This window comes from Nodularia chucula CCY0103, from assembly GCF_963923915.1.
GTDB lineage: Bacteria > Cyanobacteriota > Cyanobacteriia > Cyanobacteriales > Nostocaceae > Nodularia > Nodularia chucula.
Genome location: NZ_CAWUOL010000102.1, coordinates 1 through 17,712, shown reverse-complemented (window position 1 = coordinate 17,712; position 17,712 = coordinate 1). Strand labels below are relative to the sequence as shown.

16 protein-coding genes, 1 pseudogene and 1 riboswitch are annotated in these 17,712 nt (G+C 40.2%); of the genes and pseudogenes, 5 read left to right on the top strand and 12 right to left on the bottom strand.

The genetic code is table 11. From position 1 onward, the window contains the following. Positions 1–32: 32 nt before the first annotated feature. The 4 genes and pseudogenes from ACM0OP_RS20695 to thiC all read right to left on the bottom strand — a co-directional run bounded on the left by ACM0OP_RS20695 (position 33) and on the right by thiC (position 3,024). Positions 33–437, bottom strand: a complete 405-nt coding sequence (locus tag ACM0OP_RS20695) for a hypothetical protein (RefSeq protein WP_414530310.1) — start codon at positions 435–437, stop codon at positions 33–35. Then, positions 430–849 (bottom strand): DUF6884 domain-containing protein, encoded by a 420-nt coding sequence (locus ACM0OP_RS20690; protein WP_414530309.1) that lies wholly within the window; start codon positions 847–849, stop codon positions 430–432. Before ACM0OP_RS20690 ends, ACM0OP_RS20695 begins: the two co-directional genes overlap by 8 nt. Before the next feature lie 197 nt (positions 850–1,046). Next, positions 1,047–1,316: pseudogene (locus ACM0OP_RS20685) on the bottom strand (peptidase M28); the annotation flags it as partial. Between the two features lie 334 nt (positions 1,317–1,650). Then, positions 1,651–3,024 carry a phosphomethylpyrimidine synthase gene (gene thiC, locus ACM0OP_RS20680; protein ID WP_414530308.1) on the bottom strand — a complete coding sequence of 458 codons (1,374 nt, stop codon included), beginning with the start codon at positions 3,022–3,024 and terminating at the stop codon, positions 1,651–1,653. A gap of 7 nt (positions 3,025–3,031) precedes the next feature. Further along, positions 3,032–3,128, bottom strand: a riboswitch (TPP riboswitch). Between the two features lie 500 nt (positions 3,129–3,628). Between thiC and ACM0OP_RS20675 the strand changes: the two genes are divergently transcribed. The 4 genes from ACM0OP_RS20675 to ACM0OP_RS20660 all read left to right on the top strand — a co-directional run bounded on the left by ACM0OP_RS20675 (position 3,629) and on the right by ACM0OP_RS20660 (position 7,983). Beyond that, positions 3,629–4,312 (top strand): rRNA large subunit pseudouridine synthase E, encoded by a 684-nt coding sequence (locus ACM0OP_RS20675; RefSeq protein WP_414530311.1) that lies wholly within the window; start codon positions 3,629–3,631, stop codon positions 4,310–4,312. Positions 4,313–4,514: 202 nt separating this feature from the next. Continuing rightward, positions 4,515–4,610, top strand: coding sequence for a zinc ribbon domain-containing protein (locus tag ACM0OP_RS20670; RefSeq protein ID WP_414530307.1), 96 nt, complete (start codon positions 4,515–4,517; stop codon positions 4,608–4,610). Positions 4,611–4,737: 127 nt separating this feature from the next. Further along, a complete protein-coding gene (locus ACM0OP_RS20665; RefSeq protein ID WP_414530306.1) occupies positions 4,738–6,630 on the top strand; it encodes a serine/threonine phosphatase in 1,893 nt (630 codons plus the stop codon). Between the two features lie 105 nt (positions 6,631–6,735). Further along, positions 6,736–7,983 carry a protein kinase domain-containing protein gene (locus ACM0OP_RS20660; RefSeq protein ID WP_414530305.1) on the top strand — a complete coding sequence of 416 codons (1,248 nt, stop codon included), beginning with the start codon at positions 6,736–6,738 and terminating at the stop codon, positions 7,981–7,983. 52 nt (positions 7,984–8,035) lie between these two features. Here the strand turns inward: ACM0OP_RS20660 and ACM0OP_RS20655 are convergent, their stop codons facing one another. From ACM0OP_RS20655 to ACM0OP_RS20620, 8 genes are all read right to left on the bottom strand, one after another. Next, positions 8,036–8,254 (bottom strand): DUF4327 family protein, encoded by a 219-nt coding sequence (locus ACM0OP_RS20655; protein ID WP_414530304.1) that lies wholly within the window; start codon positions 8,252–8,254, stop codon positions 8,036–8,038. A 551-nt stretch (positions 8,255–8,805) separates the two neighbouring features. Next, positions 8,806–10,641 carry a signal peptide peptidase SppA gene (gene sppA / locus ACM0OP_RS20650; protein ID WP_414530303.1) on the bottom strand — a complete coding sequence of 612 codons (1,836 nt, stop codon included), beginning with the start codon at positions 10,639–10,641 and terminating at the stop codon, positions 8,806–8,808. A 9-nt stretch (positions 10,642–10,650) separates the two neighbouring features. Further along, entirely contained in the window at positions 10,651–11,793 is a 1,143-nt protein-coding gene (fni, locus tag ACM0OP_RS20645; RefSeq protein WP_414530302.1) for a type 2 isopentenyl-diphosphate Delta-isomerase, read from the bottom strand. Positions 11,794–11,993: 200 nt separating this feature from the next. Beyond that, positions 11,994–13,031, bottom strand: coding sequence for an AI-2E family transporter (locus ACM0OP_RS20640; protein WP_414530301.1), 1,038 nt, complete (start codon positions 13,029–13,031; stop codon positions 11,994–11,996). A 297-nt stretch (positions 13,032–13,328) separates the two neighbouring features. Continuing rightward, a complete protein-coding gene (locus ACM0OP_RS20635) occupies positions 13,329–14,261 on the bottom strand; it encodes a YihY/virulence factor BrkB family protein (protein ID WP_414530300.1) in 933 nt (310 codons plus the stop codon). 47 nt (positions 14,262–14,308) lie between these two features. After that, positions 14,309–15,913, bottom strand: coding sequence for a mechanosensitive ion channel family protein (locus tag ACM0OP_RS20630; protein ID WP_414530299.1), 1,605 nt, complete (start codon positions 15,911–15,913; stop codon positions 14,309–14,311). Positions 15,914–16,062: 149 nt separating this feature from the next. Continuing rightward, complete coding sequence (locus ACM0OP_RS20625; RefSeq protein WP_414530298.1) at positions 16,063–16,440, bottom strand: type II toxin-antitoxin system VapC family toxin; 378 nt, start codon at positions 16,438–16,440, stop codon at positions 16,063–16,065. Continuing rightward, entirely contained in the window at positions 16,437–16,733 is a 297-nt protein-coding gene (locus ACM0OP_RS20620) for a hypothetical protein (protein WP_414530297.1), read from the bottom strand. Before ACM0OP_RS20620 ends, ACM0OP_RS20625 begins: the two co-directional genes overlap by 4 nt. A gap of 182 nt (positions 16,734–16,915) precedes the next feature. Between ACM0OP_RS20620 and ACM0OP_RS20615 the strand changes: the two genes are divergently transcribed. Then, positions 16,916–17,518 carry a pentapeptide repeat-containing protein gene (locus ACM0OP_RS20615; protein WP_414530296.1) on the top strand — a complete coding sequence of 201 codons (603 nt, stop codon included), beginning with the start codon at positions 16,916–16,918 and terminating at the stop codon, positions 17,516–17,518. Positions 17,519–17,712: the final 194 nt, after the last annotated feature.

Genomic DNA, 17,712 nt, shown 5'->3' with positions numbered 1-17,712 from the left:
CCATATTTTGGGTTATTTTTATCACCTCTTTCTTAACATTCAACACTTCTGCTTGATACCCTCTCCTCTATCAATCTTTGTTTATCAAAATCAATCACATCCTTATATATTTTCTTGGCTTCTCTTGTAGTTAAGTCTATCTCCCAGTGACTCAAAAAATCATCTCCATCTTTATTTAGCAATGCTCGTCCAATATTTTTTCGGAAGATGCTTCTATCTTTATTCTCCTGAACAAAATGCTGCTGTATTCTTGCTCTTAGCTGGTTATTTCCCGTGTGAGTACCGACACGAACTATCCTATCTCCTCCATGTGCTTTCTCATTAAGTTCAAATATAATATAGATACCGTTTAGAGGAATATTAAATTTATCAAAAGGAAAATGAAAGCGTTCACGTTGGTTAAAATAAGAGTGAACTCTAGCACATAAATCACCCATTTTTTAAGCTCCTTTTTAACTGTTGTAACTGTTTTCCAATTGGTAATCCTTTCAAAGGTATCTCGTAGAAACATAACATTGGAAGAATAAACTGCCGATATTTTTCCCCAGCCAAAATGATAAAATGGTCTTGTATTAAATCAGCTTGACTTCCTAGTTGTCTGACAACTTGAGCGCTCCAGTTTGTTCTGTCTTCTCTACTCATTTTATTGAGTGTCATTTCATATGGATCAATTTCATCATCAAGATTCAGTAATCCGTATTTGGCTGATAATATAAATATAAAATCCGGCTTACACTGTCTTGCGAATTGAAGATTTAGTTTGAACAAAGTACTTATATATAAATCTTTTGCTTTTGCTCTTTGAGTCAGCTTTTTGCTAACGCAAGATATCAACACAATTTTCTTCATGCCAATCACTACTGAATGTTAATGTTATTGAAATATACTATTTTCAGTATATTTAATTGTATTCCCTGTATATTAAGTAGCCTTATTTTATGTAACTATTCTTAATAGTACGTATACGTCTATATACTGTTAAACAGACTAACGAACTTTAAAAATGCATTTTATTGAATTTTTTTTGACTAGAATAAACAAACTCTTTATAACCCCCGAATAGCCACTTCTAAACCTTCACAAACACCCGTGAGAAAATCTAAATCTAAAGTAGCGAACGGAAAAGCCGCGCCTCCGGCGATCGCATCACTAGATTTGTGATAATGAGGATTCCTTAAAAATGCCGTATCTGTCACCATCATCGCCGGATAACCTAAATCCCAAAACGGCGCATGATCACTGAGCCGAGTTTGAGGCACAATTAAACCACGATTCGGCACAGGTAGTAATTGACTGGATATCCCGCCACATCGCAACCACTACGTCAGCTTGACTTGCTATTTCAGTAGATTTATTGATACTCCCCCGTTTAGAAAACCTATTCATCACCCACAAAATGCTTAACAATCTTGAAACCTTTATTTTGCAAAGGTCATAGGGATTCAAATTTTTATGAACTTGACAAATTAGCCTTTGATGTTCTCGCTAAAAACCCACTTTTAGTGAGAATGAACAACGTAGGTTTAAGGCTTTGCGATTTGGTGAGCGATCGCTCTCGCAAATGTTAAGAAAGATCCGGGTAATGGATAGTTTCTAACCGGAGGATTTACGCATCACGACTCGTAAAAAAAATATGTAACAACGCTCATCTTACCCTGGAGTTACAGGTTCCTTTGCCAAGAACTTCTCAAGTTCAGTCAACGCATCAGCATCAACTTTGGTTTGCATGGGGCAGAACTTAGGGCCACACATGGAACAGAACTCAGCAGTTTTATAAATATCTGCTGGTAGAGTTTCATCGTGATATTCCTTAGCTCTTTCGGGGTCTAAAGATAACTCAAATTGACGGTTCCAATCAAAGTTATAACGGGCTGCTGAGAGTTCATCATCTCTGTCTCTCGCACCTGGGCGATGTCTAGCAATATCCGCAGCATGAGCCGCTATTTTATAAGCAATCAAACCATTGCGGACATCTTCAGCATCGGGTAAGCCTAAATGTTCTTTCGGTGTGACATAGCAAAGCATAGCTGTACCGTACCAACCAGCCATTGCTGCCCCAATTGCCGAGGTAATATGGTCATAACCGGGAGCAATATCTGTCACCAAAGGCCCCAATACATAGAAAGGTGCTTCAGAACACTCTTCCATTTGCTTGCGGACATTGAACTCAATTTGATCCATTGGGACGTGGCCTGGCCCTTCTACCATCACCTGGACATTATGTTCCCAGGCTTTGCGGGTAAGCTGTCCGAGGGTTTTCAGTTCTGCTAATTGTGCAGCATCTGAGGCATCATGAGTACAGCCAGGACGCAGGGAATCACCCAAACTGAAGGAGACATCATACCGTTTGAAAATCTCAATGATATCGTTGTAATGGGTATATAGGGGGTTTTGTTTATGGTGATGCAGCATCCACCGCGCCAAAATACCACCACCACGGGAGACAATACCTGTGATGCGATCTCTGACTAAAGGTAAATGTTCAATTAAAATCCCGGCGTGAATGGTTTGATAATCTACACCTTGTTGGGCGTGTTTTTCGATAATGTGCAGAAAGTCATCGGCGGTGAGATTTTCAATTGTGCCGTGGACACTTTCTAAAGCTTGATAAACTGGTACTGTCCCAATGGGAACAGGTGAAGCGTTAATAATGGCGGTGCGAATTTCATCTAAGTTACCGCCACCTGTGGATAAGTCCATGACCGTATCAGCACCGTATTTGACTGCGAGATTTAATTTATCCACTTCTTCTTGCAAGTTAGAAGAGTTGGGAGAAGCGCCAATATTAGCATTAACTTTACATTTAGAAGCAATGCCGATCGCCATTGGCTCTAGGTTGGTATGATTGATGTTGGCAGGTATAATCATCCGTCCCCGTGCTACTTCATCACGAATGAGATCCGCCGGCAGGTTTTCCCGCTTGGCCACGTAGTGCATTTCTTCAGTAATCACACCCTGGCGCGCGTAGTGCATTTGTGTAACGTTACTCTGCCCACGACGTTTAGCAACCCATTCTGTCCGCATAGTGAAATTCCTCGATAAACAGCTTCCCTCCGCTGGTATTAGCCAGACTCAGGTGTTAAGGGTGTGATCTCAGCCTGAAAATTCAGGCACCCCTAGCATGAATGAAATTTTGACACTCCTCAGCTTAAAGGCATGAGGATTCTTGCTTCATCCGTCCGAACTAGAAACCTGAATATAAAATATTCAAATCTCCCCGTTTGGATACGTCCACAAGCATACACGGACTGCCCGACCGCGTTTGAAACGATTTCTGGAATTTTTGCTTTACTCCCACATTTATACAAGATTGAGGATTTATACTACCAGGGTTCCGGATGTCTTCGACAAGCCATGCCTTCGGCTTGTCTACAGGAGTCGTCCGCTTGACCTACTTCGTTTTTTATTTGTGCGCTTTACCGCTAAAAACATAATATCACCAAAGCCGTCCTATAAAGACGGGGCTTTAAACCCAAATTTTCGGTAACATCTTGCTTATGAATGCGAGTCGGGCTGTTTACAATTCCTTTTGCTCTCATTAAATATGGGGTAGTGCCATTGGCTATACTGTAGGCGATCGCATTCTTTAAACATCATCAGGTTCCATTCCCAGATGAACTCAGTATTTATGGCTAATCATTATCGATATATTATTTTTTACAAGCCTTATGGTGTTCTCAGTCAATTTACTCAGGAAACACCGCAGCATATTACCTTAAAGGAGTATATCCAAGTTCCCGATGTTTATCCTGTCGGGCGTTTAGACTGGGACAGTGAAGGTTTATTATTATTGACAAATGATGGACAACTACAACATCGCCTGGCTCATCCACGTTTTGGACATCAACGCACCTACTGGGTGCAGGTAGAGCGTATCCCTGATGTTGATGCTATCAAGAAATTACAAACAGGTGTACAAATTCAAAACTACCGCACTCAACCAGCCCAAGTCAGACTGTTGTTAGAAACGCCGCAGCTACCTGAACGCCATCCGCCCATTAGATTCCGCAAAAATGTTCCCACCGCTTGGTTAGAAATGACTTTGACGGAGGGCAAAAATCGTCAAGTGCGGCGGATGACTGCGGCTGTAGGATTTCCGACTCTGCGATTAGTGAGAGTGAGTATAGCCCATCTGCATCTAGATGGTTTAAAACTGGGTGAGTGGCGGGATCTATTACCCTCAGAACTGAAATTTTGGGATAATTTACCAGGACTTCCCCAAGGTGATGCAAAAATGAACCGCATATCGCTAAAGCAAAACTACGTCTCCAGGGCGTTAGGAAACAAAGAACACAAAGACAATAGGTTATAGATGTATCTTACCGTATTTGTAAGTAAATTTACTAGTTAAGTCACTATTGATCAAGTCAGGCGAGAAGTAGAATAATTCTCTGTTTATAAATCTTAGATATAGCGCTAAGACTAATTTTCCTGGTTGTAAAATGGTACAATTTATATGTCAGTACAACACTTAACATCCTACGGGTAAATCTCGGAAAGTATTAGCCCAATACTTGAAAAAAAGAGTTTACAATTGCCAAAACTGTGGGCATTCAATGGACAGGGATTTAAACGCAGCAATAATTTTATCGAGGTTGGCTAAACCTTGAAAGCTTACTGAGGGATAACTGCTCCCATGCTCCCTTTGAAGTAAGAAATAAATGTCTAGCTTTGTCTAGCATTTATATAGCAGTTTAACTCAAAGCAGGTTGGAACGGGAATGAAGGAACTTTCACTATGCTGATTTGCCCTCAGTGTACATTTGAAAACCCCAATAGCAACAAATTCTGTCAAAGCTGTGGTGCGTCACTGACGGACAAGGTTTGTGATGAGTGCGGTACTGAAGTAGCTGTAAATGCACTGCTTTGTGATAACTGTGGTGCAGAATGCGGAACAGTTTGGCAAGCAATTATTGCTGAGTCAGGAACTGGGGAAAAAATAACAAACAAGACAGATGAGCTTTCTATATCAAAATGGACAGTAGGCTCATTTTTAGACGCAGAGCAGCGCTATCAATTATTGGAACCGCTCTCAGTAAAGGATGAAAATTCCTCTCCGGCTGAAATATCTGTGAAAGTTTTGGACTGTTTGCCATATCAGGTATCGCCGATTGAGGCTATATTGGCGAATCAGCAAGAGGATATGATGGTTTCATCGGTAGAAATCAGCGAAATTTCTGATCTTGCTAAAGCCTATATTGTTTTAAAATCTCAAACTGAAGCAGCCATACCAGCAATTCATGATGCTTGGCAACAAGATGATACCCAGGTGCTACTGATTGAAGAGCGTTCAGATTGGCCGTATTTACTGGAATTGTGGCAAGATGAAACAACATCTACGTTACAAACTTTACATTATCTCTATGAGATGACGCACCTTTGGACTGTGTTGAAAACGGTGAATTGTTGTCAAAGTTTGTTGCATTTGTCAAATTTGCGTTTAGATGAAGACCAAACACTGGCGCTAGAGCGACTGTATCTAGATTCACCACAGAAACAACTTTCTGAAGTGGGAGAAGGAGAATCAGAGCAGCCTTTAACTATTAGAACTTTGGCGGGAGTTTGGCAGGCATTATTTAGACAATCCCAACGCACTCAGTTTGGTTCTATTATTCAGATTTTAGCAGATTTGGAAGTAGGTAAAATTGAGACAATTGAGAATTTGCGATCGCGTTTAAAAGAAATCGCTGCGGAATTAGAAACACCACCATTAGCAGAAACCTCCACTGATGCCACAACGGTTTTGCAATTAGATAATGATGAATTGTCTGCCAAAGGTGATGATTTGCCCACTATTCTGCTGTCAATGCAGTTGAGTAGTTTGGATGATGCTGGACGTACTGATGTTGGTCGTCAACGTAATTATAATGAGGACTATTTTGGCATTGAAACTAAAATTAATAAACTAGAATTTCCCCAAAACCGAGTCTTAGAAGCTCGCGGCTTGTATATTCTTTGTGATGGTATGGGCGGCCATGCTGGGGGTGAGGTAGCTAGTGAGTTGGCTGTTAACACTCTGAGGCAATACTTTGATCAACATTGGGTTGATAACCAAATGCCTACAAAAGATATGCTCTGCGAGGCGGTATATTTAGCTAATCAAGCAATTTATGAGGTAAATCAACAAGAAGTCCGTTCTGGCACCAAGCGGATGGGTACTACCTTGGTGATGTTATTAATTCAAGGTACTGAAGCGGCAGTTGCCCATGTGGGGGATAGTCGCCTTTACCAGTTGACACGTAAGCGAGGCTTACAACAAATTACCGTAGATCACGAAGTTGGTCAAAGGGAAATTGCACGGGGAGTTGAACCTACCATAGCCTATGCCCGACCGGATGCCTACCAGTTAACTCAAGCCTTGGGGCCAAGGGATAGACATTCAATTAATCCCGATGCAGAGTTTTTCGAGATTACTGAAGATAGTTTGTTTATTCTCGTATCTGATGGTTTATCAGATAATGATGTGCTGGAAGTTTATGGGCAGAGTCTGCTGGTTCCCCTGCTGCGTTCTGGCGCTAATTTAGAACATGGAATCACAGAATTAATTGATTTAGCCAACCAATACAATGGCCACGACAATATTACTGCTATACTTGTCCGGGCTAAAGTCCGCCCCAATATGGGAGGATGAAAATATCTGGAGAAAGCCAGGGGGGAATAGGGAACAGGAAATGTCCTAACCACCTTGGCAGTTGCAATATCTAACTTTTCTTTTTACGCTTATCCAGGTTGTATTGTGGTTATTTTAAAATTGTTAGAACCGCAAAAAAAAACGCCCCTTCAAGAGTGGTGCTTTGAGGATACCTTTGTGATTCGCATCGGTCGCGCGGAAGATAATGATGTGGTTTTAGCTGATACTTTGGTTTCTCGTCATCATTTGGAACTGAGGTTAGTTAAGCATAAAAATGTTTCGGCTTGGCAGCTGATTAGTAAAGGCACTAATGGCACTTTTTTGAATGGTTTGCTAGTAATTCAGTGTGATTTGCCTGATAATTGCTGTTTTCAATTGGCTCAAGGAGGGCCAATATTACAATTCCAATGTCAGGAAATCCCAGATACTTTGCTAGTAGCAGCTGAAGCTGTGAAGGCATCACAAAATAGTGCTGCCCAGTTAGGATATACTTGCAGCCACGAGGGTAATTCGCCTCAGAATCTATTTTGTATTCATTGCGGTCAACCTCTGTTAGTGCAACAAACAATTCGTCAATATCAGGTGTTACGAACTCTAGGTCAGGGAGGGATGGGTACTACTTATCTGGCTTGGGATAGCGCAGGTGAAGTTCCCTCTAAACCAAAGTTGCTGGTTTTAAAACAAATGAACGCTGATATGGCGAAAATTGCCAAGGCACAGGAGTTATTTGAACGGGAGGCGCATACTCTTAAATCTCTCAATCATCCGGGGATTCCTAAGTATTACGACTTTTTTGTCGTGGGTGGTAGAAAGTATTTGGCTATGGAGTTAGTACATGGTCAGGATTTAGAAAAGAGAATTTATACCACTGGGCCTGTACCACCTAGTCAAGCGATCGCCTGGATGATTCAAACCTGCGATATATTAGAATATATCCATAGCCAGATTCCACCACTCATACACCGTGATATCAAACCTGCAAACCTGATGGTGCGAAATGCTGATAATCATATAGTGGTGTTAGATTTCGGTGCTGTAAAGGAGATTGGGACAACAGCAGGGACTCGGATCGGTGCAGAAGGTTATTGCGCGCCGGAGCAGGAACGGGGACAACCTTTAACCCAATCAGATTTGTATGCCATTGGCCCAACCTTAATTTTTCTCCTCACAGGCGAAAATCCTTTTAATTTTTACCGTCATAAAGGACAAAATGCTCGATTTGATGTGTCTAAAATTCCCACAATTACTCCTAAGTTAAGAGAAGTTATTGAACGGGCGACACACCATTGGCCACGCGATCGCTATCAAAGTGCGAAGGAACTATCTGTAGCATTAGCTGATTGCCAAATCTAGGCAATGGGGAGTAGTTAAGTTTGAGAAATATCTACTCCCAATGCTGCAATTTTTACTCTTCGTCCCAAGCTTCTACTGCTAGCAGTTCGCCAATTGGATCTTGCATACTAAAGCCAAAGTCTTGTAGCTCCTGTTTCCAGTGTTGCCAGTCATCGCCATAGAGCAATGCAATTTTCCAAATGCTGTCAGTGGGTTTGATAATATTGGATTCGATGAGTGATTGCACGTTACGTTGCAATTTCACCATTGGGTGAATCACTTGCTGAGTCATAGCCTCAATTCAATTCAGATTTTGTTTGGTAAATACTTAATCAAAACTGCTTTACGTTTTGCAATTTTCGTCGATGCGTGGAGTATTGTAGTTGGCAAAGCTAGTCTTAACTTCTTAACTATACCATAATAAACTCTACTCGTGGGTGGGAAAATTTAGTTTTGTACGGTAATCACCACTACTTTACTAAAATTAATCCTGTCTGTCATCGGAGATGCTACACGAAAAAGCTAGTCGTCTGAAAAATCACATAAAAAAAGCTAAAGACGACCTGTAATTTTTTGGTAGTTTTATAGTCGTTAGAATTTGTGTGATTGTTAAAGGACTATATAACTAAGGGTTTCTGATGATTTTTGCGTAATGGGGCAAAAAAATGATTACCCATATTTGACCCATATATACATTATCGCAAACATCTGGAATTTAACAAACTTCTGGGAAATATTCATATAAATTTAATTATTTCTCATAAATTATGGGGAGTGGGGTGTGGGAGGTGTGGGAGGTGTGGGAGGTGTGGGGGAGTGTGGGGAGTGTGGGGAGTCTGTGTACTAATCTAAGCGGAAGTTAAAGGGTAAACGTGTGTAAATACCGTGAGGATCGTTCATTTTTTGAATAATCATCATTTGTTGTTGCAGTTTCTCTAATTCTGCCATCAGGGGATGAGAGGGTTGGGCTGCAAGGCCGGAAATCTGTAAGATGGTGCTAATTTCTTGGACGGCGCGACCAAAAAAGCGTTCTTCTAAGGTACTAACTCTGGGATATTCTTGTAATTGCCAATCGTTTTCTAGTTCTGCTGCTTGGGCTGCGTATGCGATCGCCGCTTGTAAACCCCCAATTTCATCTACTAAGCCGATTTCTTTCGCCGCCATTCCTGACCAAACTCTTCCTTGGGCGATGTCGGCGACTTTTGGTGCTGGTAATTTGCGACCTTGTACGACTCTATCCAGGAAGGTATCATAAATGCGATTGACGCTGCGCTGATAAATTTCTAATTCTGGGGGTGTTTTGGGACGGGCTACGGTTTCAGTGTCGGCATAACGGGCGGTTTTGACTGTATCCCAGGTGATGCCGTTATCATTGGCGAGTTGCTGCCCATTAAATAGGATTCCAAATACACCTATGGAACCCGTAACTGTGGTGGATTCGGCAAAAATGCGGTTGGAATCGCTAGCTATCCAGTAACCACCGGAGGCGGCGACATTACCCATTGAGACTACGACAGGTTTCAGTTCACGGGTCAATTTCACTTCTCGGTGGATGACTTCGGAGGCGGTGGCGCTACCTCCGGGACTATTAATCCGCAAGACAACGGCTTTAATGTTATCGTCTTGGCGAATTTGATTGAAGACTCTGGCAAAGCGATCGCCTCCTATTTGCCCATCTTCACCTCTACCATCAACAATTTCGCCCTCAGCATAAACCACAGCAATTTTATTTGGAGAGTTGCGTTCTACACCTAATGTTCTGCCGGAAACTTGAGCGTAATTTCTGAGATTTATTTGCTGGAAGGTGCGGGCTGTGGGGTTGCTTTCTGTCAATTCCTTGAGTTCTGTAACTACTTCATCCTGGTATGCTACTTGATCGATTAAACCTCTGGTTTTGGCTTCATCGGGTGAGAGAATTACTTGATTATCTGCGATCGCCTGTAATTGTTCTGGCGTAATTTTCCGGCTAGAACTCACTGTAGTGCGCCAATTTCCCCAAACATCTTCTAATAACTGTTGAATTTGTTGGCGGTTTTCGCTACTCATTTCTTTGAGGATAAATGGTTCTACTCCGCCTTTAAATTTTCCGGCGCGCACAGTCTGTACACCAATACCAAACTTGTCAAAAGCCTCGGCTAAAAATAGGGGTTGGCTACTTAAGCCTTTAACTTGCATCAAGCCTACGGGATTGAGTACCACTGTATCGGCTACGGAGGTGAGATAATATTGTCTTTCGTTTAAACCCACACCATAGGCGACAACTTTTTTCCCCGATTCGCGGAATTTCTCCAAGGCTTGACGAATTTCCATTAAGGAAGCAAACCCTGTACTACCCACGGAGGTTGTGCGACTTGCATCTAAATAAATACCCACAATCCGGGGGTCAAGTCTAGCCTTTTCCACGGTATCAAGAACGCTGCGGAGGGTCATCCTTTGGCTTTCCGCTCCTGATAAGGCTGTTTGTAACAATTCGCCGGAACTGGGGGGGCGATCGGTAATATTCATGGACAAGTCGAATACCACCACTGATTTATCTTGCACTTGTGGGGTAGTATCTCTAGAGCTGGTAACTGCAAATAACAGTAATAAGATTCCCGTTGTGCTGATACCAAAGAAAATCATCAGTCCTAGTACAGTACCTAGTAAACTGGCAAAAGTTTGTTTAAAAAAATTACGCATTTTAGTTGTTTAGTTAATTATATTTTTACGTAAACTTTCTGAGTTCTGCAAGTTATTTAATGTAGTATTACCAGTACAAAATAATACTGTAGTAATTTCTGCAATTAGCACATTAACTAGATCATACAATGCGGTTTCGGAGACAACGGCGGCTTGGAGAAAAGGCATTGCTAAACCGGCGATATCTGCTCCCAGTGCGATCGCTTTGGCCACATCTAACCCATGACGTAATCCCCCAGAAGCAATTAAGGGGACATCAGGGGCGATCGCCCGAATACTCGTGATACATTCTGCCGTCGGCAAACCCCAATCTGCAAATGTCCTCCCCAAGCGCTGTTGTAAAGCATTTTCCGCCCGTTCACTTTCCACTTTCGCCCAAGAAGTGCCACCTGCGCCAGCCACATCAATCGCCCTGACACCAGCAGCCAAGAGTTTTTCCGCCATTGTTGCAGAAATGCCATTACCCACTTCCTTAGCTACTACTGGCACTGTTAACTCGCCACATAAAACATGAATTTTGTCAAGCAAGCCCCGAAAATTAGTATCACCCCTGGGCTGAATAAATTCTTGCAGTGGGTTAAGGTGTAAAATCAGAGCATCAGCCTCTAAAATATCAATAATCCGGCGACATTCATCTAAACCATAGTCATAATTCAGTTGTACAGCGCCCAAATTGGCAAATAACAAAACATCCGGCGCATACTTACGAATAGCGAAAGTATCAGCAACTTGGGGTTTTTCCACCGCCACACGCTGGGAACCAACACCCATAGCAATTTTATAGTGTTGAGCCACCTTTGCCAGACGTTGATTAATCATTGCAGCTTGTTCCGTTCCGCCAGTCATCGACGAGATTAATAAAGGTGCGGCTAAGTATTTACCCAGAAAACTTGTACTGAGATTAATATCATCGCGGTTGATTTCTGGTAAACAGCAGTGGTTAAAACGATAGCGTTCTAATCCACTAGTAACTTGGTGAGATTGAACATCTTCTTCTAAACAGATGCGGATATGATCTGCTTTCCGTGATTGGGTTTGTTCCGGGTTGTTGTTATCGACTTTCACTGGTAAATATAAATCACAGCAGTTGTGATTACTATTGTGACAGTTGTAAAATTTTTCTGTGCTACTTTTCTTTGTGTCCTTTGCCATTCAGAGGCTGGATTTGGCTAATCATAAAAGTTGTAGTATTAGAATGTGCAGAGGTTTTGATCTCAAATCTGATTAATCAACTGCAACACCAATCTTGGACTGACGCGAAAAAACTCTCAAACCCTCATTCCTCTGTGTACTCTGCGTCTATGTGGTTTGTTTTTTCCTGACTTATGTGTAAGTCCCATAATCAAATTTAATTAATTTACCCCTGAAACTTCTTCATTTTTAAAGATACTGATTAATACACCAGCGATGGGGATAGATAGAAAAATTCCTACTAAGCCGGCGACGTTTGCTCCTACTAATAAAGCAAAGAACATAAACACTGGATTCATATTGATTGACCCTTGCATAATCCGTGGCATTAGTAAATTTTCTTCTATTTGTTGCAGCACCACACAACCGATTAATACTTTTACACTTAACCAAATACTTTGAGGTAAAACAATCAGCGCAACTAGGGTAATTCCAATTGTAGCGCCAATACCAGGAATTAAATCAAATACTCCGGCGATCGCCGCTAAAAATAAGGCATAAGGTAATTGCAGAAAAATAAATACAATAAATACTGAAGCACCAAAAAATAAAGACAATAACAAACGCCCCCAAAAGAAACCCAAAAAGTTTTGCTGGATTGCTAAAGTCAACCTATGACCAAGATGGTGCGGAAAAACTCTCATCACAAAATTCCACACTTTTTTACCATCTAGTAGCATAAAAAAAGCTACAACTATAATCAAAATAAAGTCAATTAAATTAGTTAACAACCCTTGAAAAGTTGTCAAACCAGTGCCAATTCCTGCTAAAATACGATTACGTAATTCTTCTTCAATTAATTGCAAATCAACCTGAAAATTAAATCTAGTTAGAACATTTTGTAATCTATCTAACAGAGATATCACATATTCCAGAAATTGAGGAGCTTGTTCAATTATTTGTTGAAATTGAGATAAGATGGCAAATCCTAGAGTTGTAATCAACAGACCCAAAACCAGCAAACTGAATAAAAATACTGAAACGACTGCAACACCGTGTGGTAAAAAATGTTCAGACCATTTAACTGGATAACTCAGCAAAAATGCCAAAATCCCAGCAAATATAAAAATCACAATTACTGTACTAAAATAAGCAAAGATTTGGACAATTGCCCAACCAATAGCTAATAATAATACATAGCGAATCAGCTTGGCATTATTCAATTGCTCCCAAAAACGTTTGAGATTAGGATCATTCATAAAATTTAGAGATATTTAAGAGGTTGTTTGATAAGTTTTTAGCGGTAAGTTTTATCACATTTTTAACCCCCTTAATTCCCCTTTACCAAGGGGTAAAACAAGAAAATCCAGTTCCCTCTCCTAAACCCCTTCGGGGATGCGCCTTCGGCGTAGTGCAAGGGGAGGGTTAGGGAGGGGTAAAACAATATTTGATACATTAATCATCACTTTTAAAACACTCTTTAAAGGTAGGTCTGACGTTTAATTAAGTTGATATACTTCACAAAAATTGTGCTAAGTAATGGGGAGAAATTATATCTACCGCCGGAAACGTTTTTTCAGTTTCGATGAGTGGTTATGCTCTTCTTCTGCCGAAATATGTACAGCATCTTCAGAGGGAACAATTGCAGCGCCTCGCTGTTTAGCGTAAACCTTGGTAAATTCCGCCCCTAAAAATAGAATGTGAGCGGCGTAAAAAATCCAAGTGATCACGATGACAAAGGAGCCAGCCACGCCATAAGCAGAACCAAAATCAGTGCGACTGAGAAACAGTCCAAAGAAATACTGTCCTACTAAAAACAGCAGTGATGTGATCAACGCACCAACGATAGTATCACGCCAGGCAATCTCGGCATCTGGTAGTATACTATACATCATAATGAATATTAATGTTGTGCCGCCAAAGGTAATAAATAAGCTAATGAATTGCCACAGATAACCAGAACCGGGGACTAATTCATTCAAAAACATGACCAATCTTGCTAAAATTGTGTTGGATATAAAAAATAAAACCAACAGAAAAGCAATTACCAGCACCATTAAAAAACACAACAAACGCTTACGCAATAAATTTAGAACACCATGTCTAGGTGCTGGCTTTACCTCCCAAATTCTATCTAGTGCTATTTGAATTTGGGTAAACACTCCAGTAGCACCAAATAGTAAAAAGCCAATATTAAACACAAGTTGAAATGTTTGCTCTCCATGTGAAACTCTGAGGTTACTAATAGCTGTAGAAATTAATTCCGCACCCTCTTTTCCAAATAATTGCGTTAACTGAGAAATTACCTCTTCTTCAACCACAGCTTCGCCAAAAATTGTCCCCACAATCATAATTATCAGTACCAAGAGCGGGGCTAGAGAAAATACTGTGTAATAAGCTAGTGATGAAGCTAACAGAGAAACTTCGTTAACTTTCCACTCAAAAATAATTTCTCTGAATAAGCGGCGAATTTTTCTTAAGGTTGCCATAATAAATAAGTTTTCATTAAAGAATATAATTAAAACTCAGTTAACTTCTACTCATGTTGTTCAGAAATATTTAATACATCACTGAATTTTAATGTGTAAATGTCTGTAGGCATATTAATTTCTGCCTGTTCTAAAGCCTCTTTAATTGCTTGAGCCATTAAAGAAGTGGTTTCTAAAAATGGTAATCGCCGAGAATTTACCCAGCAGCGCACTTCGATATTAACTGTACTAGCAGCTAATTCGCGGACTAAAATATCTGGCTTTGGTTCTTTTTCAATTCCTGGTACTCCTAAAACAGCATCATTAATAATTTGTTTGACTTGATTAATATCTGCATGATAATCAATGCCAAATATAATAGAATTACGGCGGATTGTTGTAGCAGTGTTATTAATAATAATGGCACTAAAAACCTCTTGATTAGGAATATAAACCACACGCCCATCATAAGTTTTTAAGGTGGTAGCACGTAGTTGAATTTGGGTGACAGTACCTTCAAATTCTTTAATAACTATTTGATCCCCTAAATGAAATGAACGAGATACTAGCAAAACAACGCCAGAAAAATAGTTACTTAAAATGTCTTTGAGACTAAAACCTATAGCTACGCTTGTCAATCCTAAAGTTCCCAGCAAGGTAGCAAAGTCTAATCCTAAAACTCCTAAAGCTACGATTGAACCTATTACCCAGATAAAACCATATACTAAACGACTAACTAATATTTTGGAGTTGCGATCTACTTCCCAATGTTGCGCTCCTGTGAGGGTGAGGTGGCGCATACTAGATGCGATTATTCCAGTAACCATGACTACTAACAGCATTCCTAAAACAGAGGGTAGGTTGTCGATAGTGTCTCGCTGAAACTTTCTCAGGGTAGATAATAATCTTTGTCCCACATCAATTGCTAGTGGAGGTTGGTTAAATGCTCGATTTAACTGCTTTGCCCACCATTGTCCTAATGCTTCTACATCTAGGTTAAAATCTTGAGCATCCTGTTGGGTGACAGTCATTAATACTCGGTTATTCAGTTGTAATGTTGCGATACCCCGTTGCAAATCTGTGACTACAGCAACTTGTTGCTCAGTTTGGGGACGTAATAAAACACTAGCAATGCGGCGGTTGATAATTTGCGCCCGTTGTTTAGCACTGAGTTCTCCTAAGCTACCAACTTGAAATACTGGTCTTCCTCTAACGACTATATCGGCAAAAAATAGCCCCATTGTGGGCGTTTCTTCGGTTTGAGATGGTGGGGATGTTAGGGGTATAGGGGAAATTTCCTGTGTTATTCCTTTTTGTGTAGGTAGAATTAGCACACTTAAGAGGAATATTACAGTTATGACTGGATGGGAGTAATATCTGCTATTGGCTTTAGGAAAGAAACTCACCATCATCTTAAACCAAGTAATTTTGTTACTAAAAAATATTTTTGCTGTTGATGCAATATATGTAAGCGATCGCCATTTTTCATTTTTCAAAAAATCAGTGTAATTTGTCTCATTAATATCACAATATTCAGTGCGATCGCTTGATGCTAAATATTGATTTTTAATAATTACTAAATATCTCTCTTCAGGATGATATAAATTTACTACGCTAGATATAGCTATCCTTCTGATGCGGTGACAAAAATCTTTAAAACAAAGATTCAGCAAGGTTTTTAAACGGTTGCACTATCAAACAATCAACCTCATTTTATGACTTTATTGATTCCATTCTCAATAAACGAAACCTAGAAGTCTGATTTTTCTGTTGAGATAGGTTTCCCATTTTTTGTAAACATTTTAAGGCTGAACCCTTTGCGTTAAAAAAAATTCTCAATATTTAGTCCAGTAATTCCTTGAAAATCATCAACATTTCTTGTAACTAAAACTGCATCTTGATGCATTGCTGTAGCCGCGATAATTGCATCAGGAAGCTTAATTTTGTACTGTCGTTTTAATATAATTGTTTGATTTTCAATATCTCGTAACAGTGGAACTGACTTAAACTGAGATAGTAAATCTTCAATCGATTGCTGTTCATCTGCTGATAAACCCCCAAAACTCACTAATTCCATGCGGATAATTGGTGAAATAAGGACTTCGTGCAAATGCAGAAATTTTTCTGTAAATAATGAACTAACTGTTAACTCATCAGCCAGATAGTAAATAAAAATATTCGTATCATAAAGATATCTCATTCGTCCCATTCCTGACGCAGAGTATCTAAATGAGACAACATTGCTGCTGTTTTATGCTTTAAAATTCCTTGGGCTTGAGTAATTTTTTCATAGTCTTGGTCAACGGCTTGCCCAAATTGAGCAACTGGTGTATTTTTAAGCGAAGTTTCCAAATGGCTTAAACCAGAATCATTTTCATCATCTATGAACAAAACAATTACTTTTACACGGCTATGTTTGTGAACCATTAAGGGGGTATCTAAACAAAGTTGACCGTTTTGGTCAACACTTCCCATTATTTCTTGGGCTATCATTTTTGTTTCCCTTATTAATCACAGAATGAAAATACCTTTCTTAAAAGTATATCATTTATCGCCGGGCAATTTATAAATATCTCTCTCAAGTCTGAAATCAACTTACTACTCCAGATAGTAGTAAAAGTGATTCAAAATCTCTATTCTAAATAGAGAGAGTCCAGCATTCACTACAGCAATCCTTGGCGGCGCGTACTAAAGATTGCTCTGCCCTCAATGTGGATTTTCTCCAAGTAACATTAACAGATACTCGCACAATAGATATGAAAGTAGAAGAACTCCTGAAAAAATATATTGCAGGCGTGAGAGATTTTACTGGTGTTAATCTCAGTGAGGCAGATTTGAGAGAGTCTGACCTGAGTGGGGCGATTTTAGATAGAGCTATTTTAGATGGCGCTAAACTGAATCATGCTAATTTAACCCACACCAGTTTGATTGACGCAGACCTGAATGGAGCAGATTTGAGTAATGCTAATCTGACGAAATGTAATTTAGTTGGTGCTATTTTAGATGGTGCTATTTTAGATGGGGCGATTCTGGATAGTGCTAATTTGAGTCAGGCTAATTTGGAAGTTGCTAATCTGATTGAAGCGGATTTAAGTGAGGCGGAGTTGCAGGAAGCAAATCTGAAAGCTGCAAATCTTGATAGAGCAGACTTGAGTGGAGCGGATTTAAGTGTGGCTGATTTGACTCAAGCGAATCTGTCGGAAGCTGATTTGACTCAGGCTAATTTGAATGGTGCTAATTTGGATGATGCGGATGTAAGTGGCACAATTTTAGATTAGCTTCTGTATATACGAGTAGGAAAATTGGCTGTTGAGATCACAAAGCCTACGGTGTACCAGAAGTCGGGAATTGTTTTTTTAGGCCATAAGACCCCACCCCTAGCCCCTCCCCGCAAGCTACGGTGTACACACAAGTAGTCCTAGAGCGAGTTTCCAACCAAAAAAGGTGGATTCAAATTGATAAAGTCCACGGA

Excerpts from the sequence above, each read along its gene's own strand:
- sppA (WP_414530303.1), bottom strand. The coding sequence starts at position 10,641 with ATGCGTAATTTTTTTAAACAAACTTTTGCCAGTTTACTAGGTACTGTA.
- fni (WP_414530302.1), bottom strand. The coding sequence starts at position 11,793 with ATGGCAAAGGACACAAAGAAAAGTAGCACAGAAAAATTTTACAACTGT.
- ACM0OP_RS20620 (WP_414530297.1), bottom strand. The coding sequence starts at position 16,733 with ATGATAGCCCAAGAAATAATGGGAAGTGTTGACCAAAACGGTCAACTT.
- ACM0OP_RS20665 (WP_414530306.1), top strand. The coding sequence starts at position 4,738 with ATGCTGATTTGCCCTCAGTGTACATTTGAAAACCCCAATAGCAACAAA.
- ACM0OP_RS20625 (WP_414530298.1), bottom strand. The coding sequence starts at position 16,440 with ATGAGATATCTTTATGATACGAATATTTTTATTTACTATCTGGCTGAT.
- ACM0OP_RS20640 (WP_414530301.1), bottom strand. The coding sequence starts at position 13,031 with ATGAATGATCCTAATCTCAAACGTTTTTGGGAGCAATTGAATAATGCC.
- ACM0OP_RS20635 (WP_414530300.1), bottom strand. The coding sequence starts at position 14,261 with ATGGCAACCTTAAGAAAAATTCGCCGCTTATTCAGAGAAATTATTTTT.
- thiC (WP_414530308.1), bottom strand. The coding sequence starts at position 3,024 with ATGCGGACAGAATGGGTTGCTAAACGTCGTGGGCAGAGTAACGTTACA.
- ACM0OP_RS20695 (WP_414530310.1), bottom strand. The coding sequence starts at position 437 with ATGGGTGATTTATGTGCTAGAGTTCACTCTTATTTTAACCAACGTGAA.
- ACM0OP_RS20675 (WP_414530311.1), top strand. The coding sequence starts at position 3,629 with ATGGCTAATCATTATCGATATATTATTTTTTACAAGCCTTATGGTGTT.
- ACM0OP_RS20655 (WP_414530304.1), bottom strand. The coding sequence starts at position 8,254 with ATGACTCAGCAAGTGATTCACCCAATGGTGAAATTGCAACGTAACGTG.
- ACM0OP_RS20690 (WP_414530309.1), bottom strand. The coding sequence starts at position 849 with ATGAAGAAAATTGTGTTGATATCTTGCGTTAGCAAAAAGCTGACTCAA.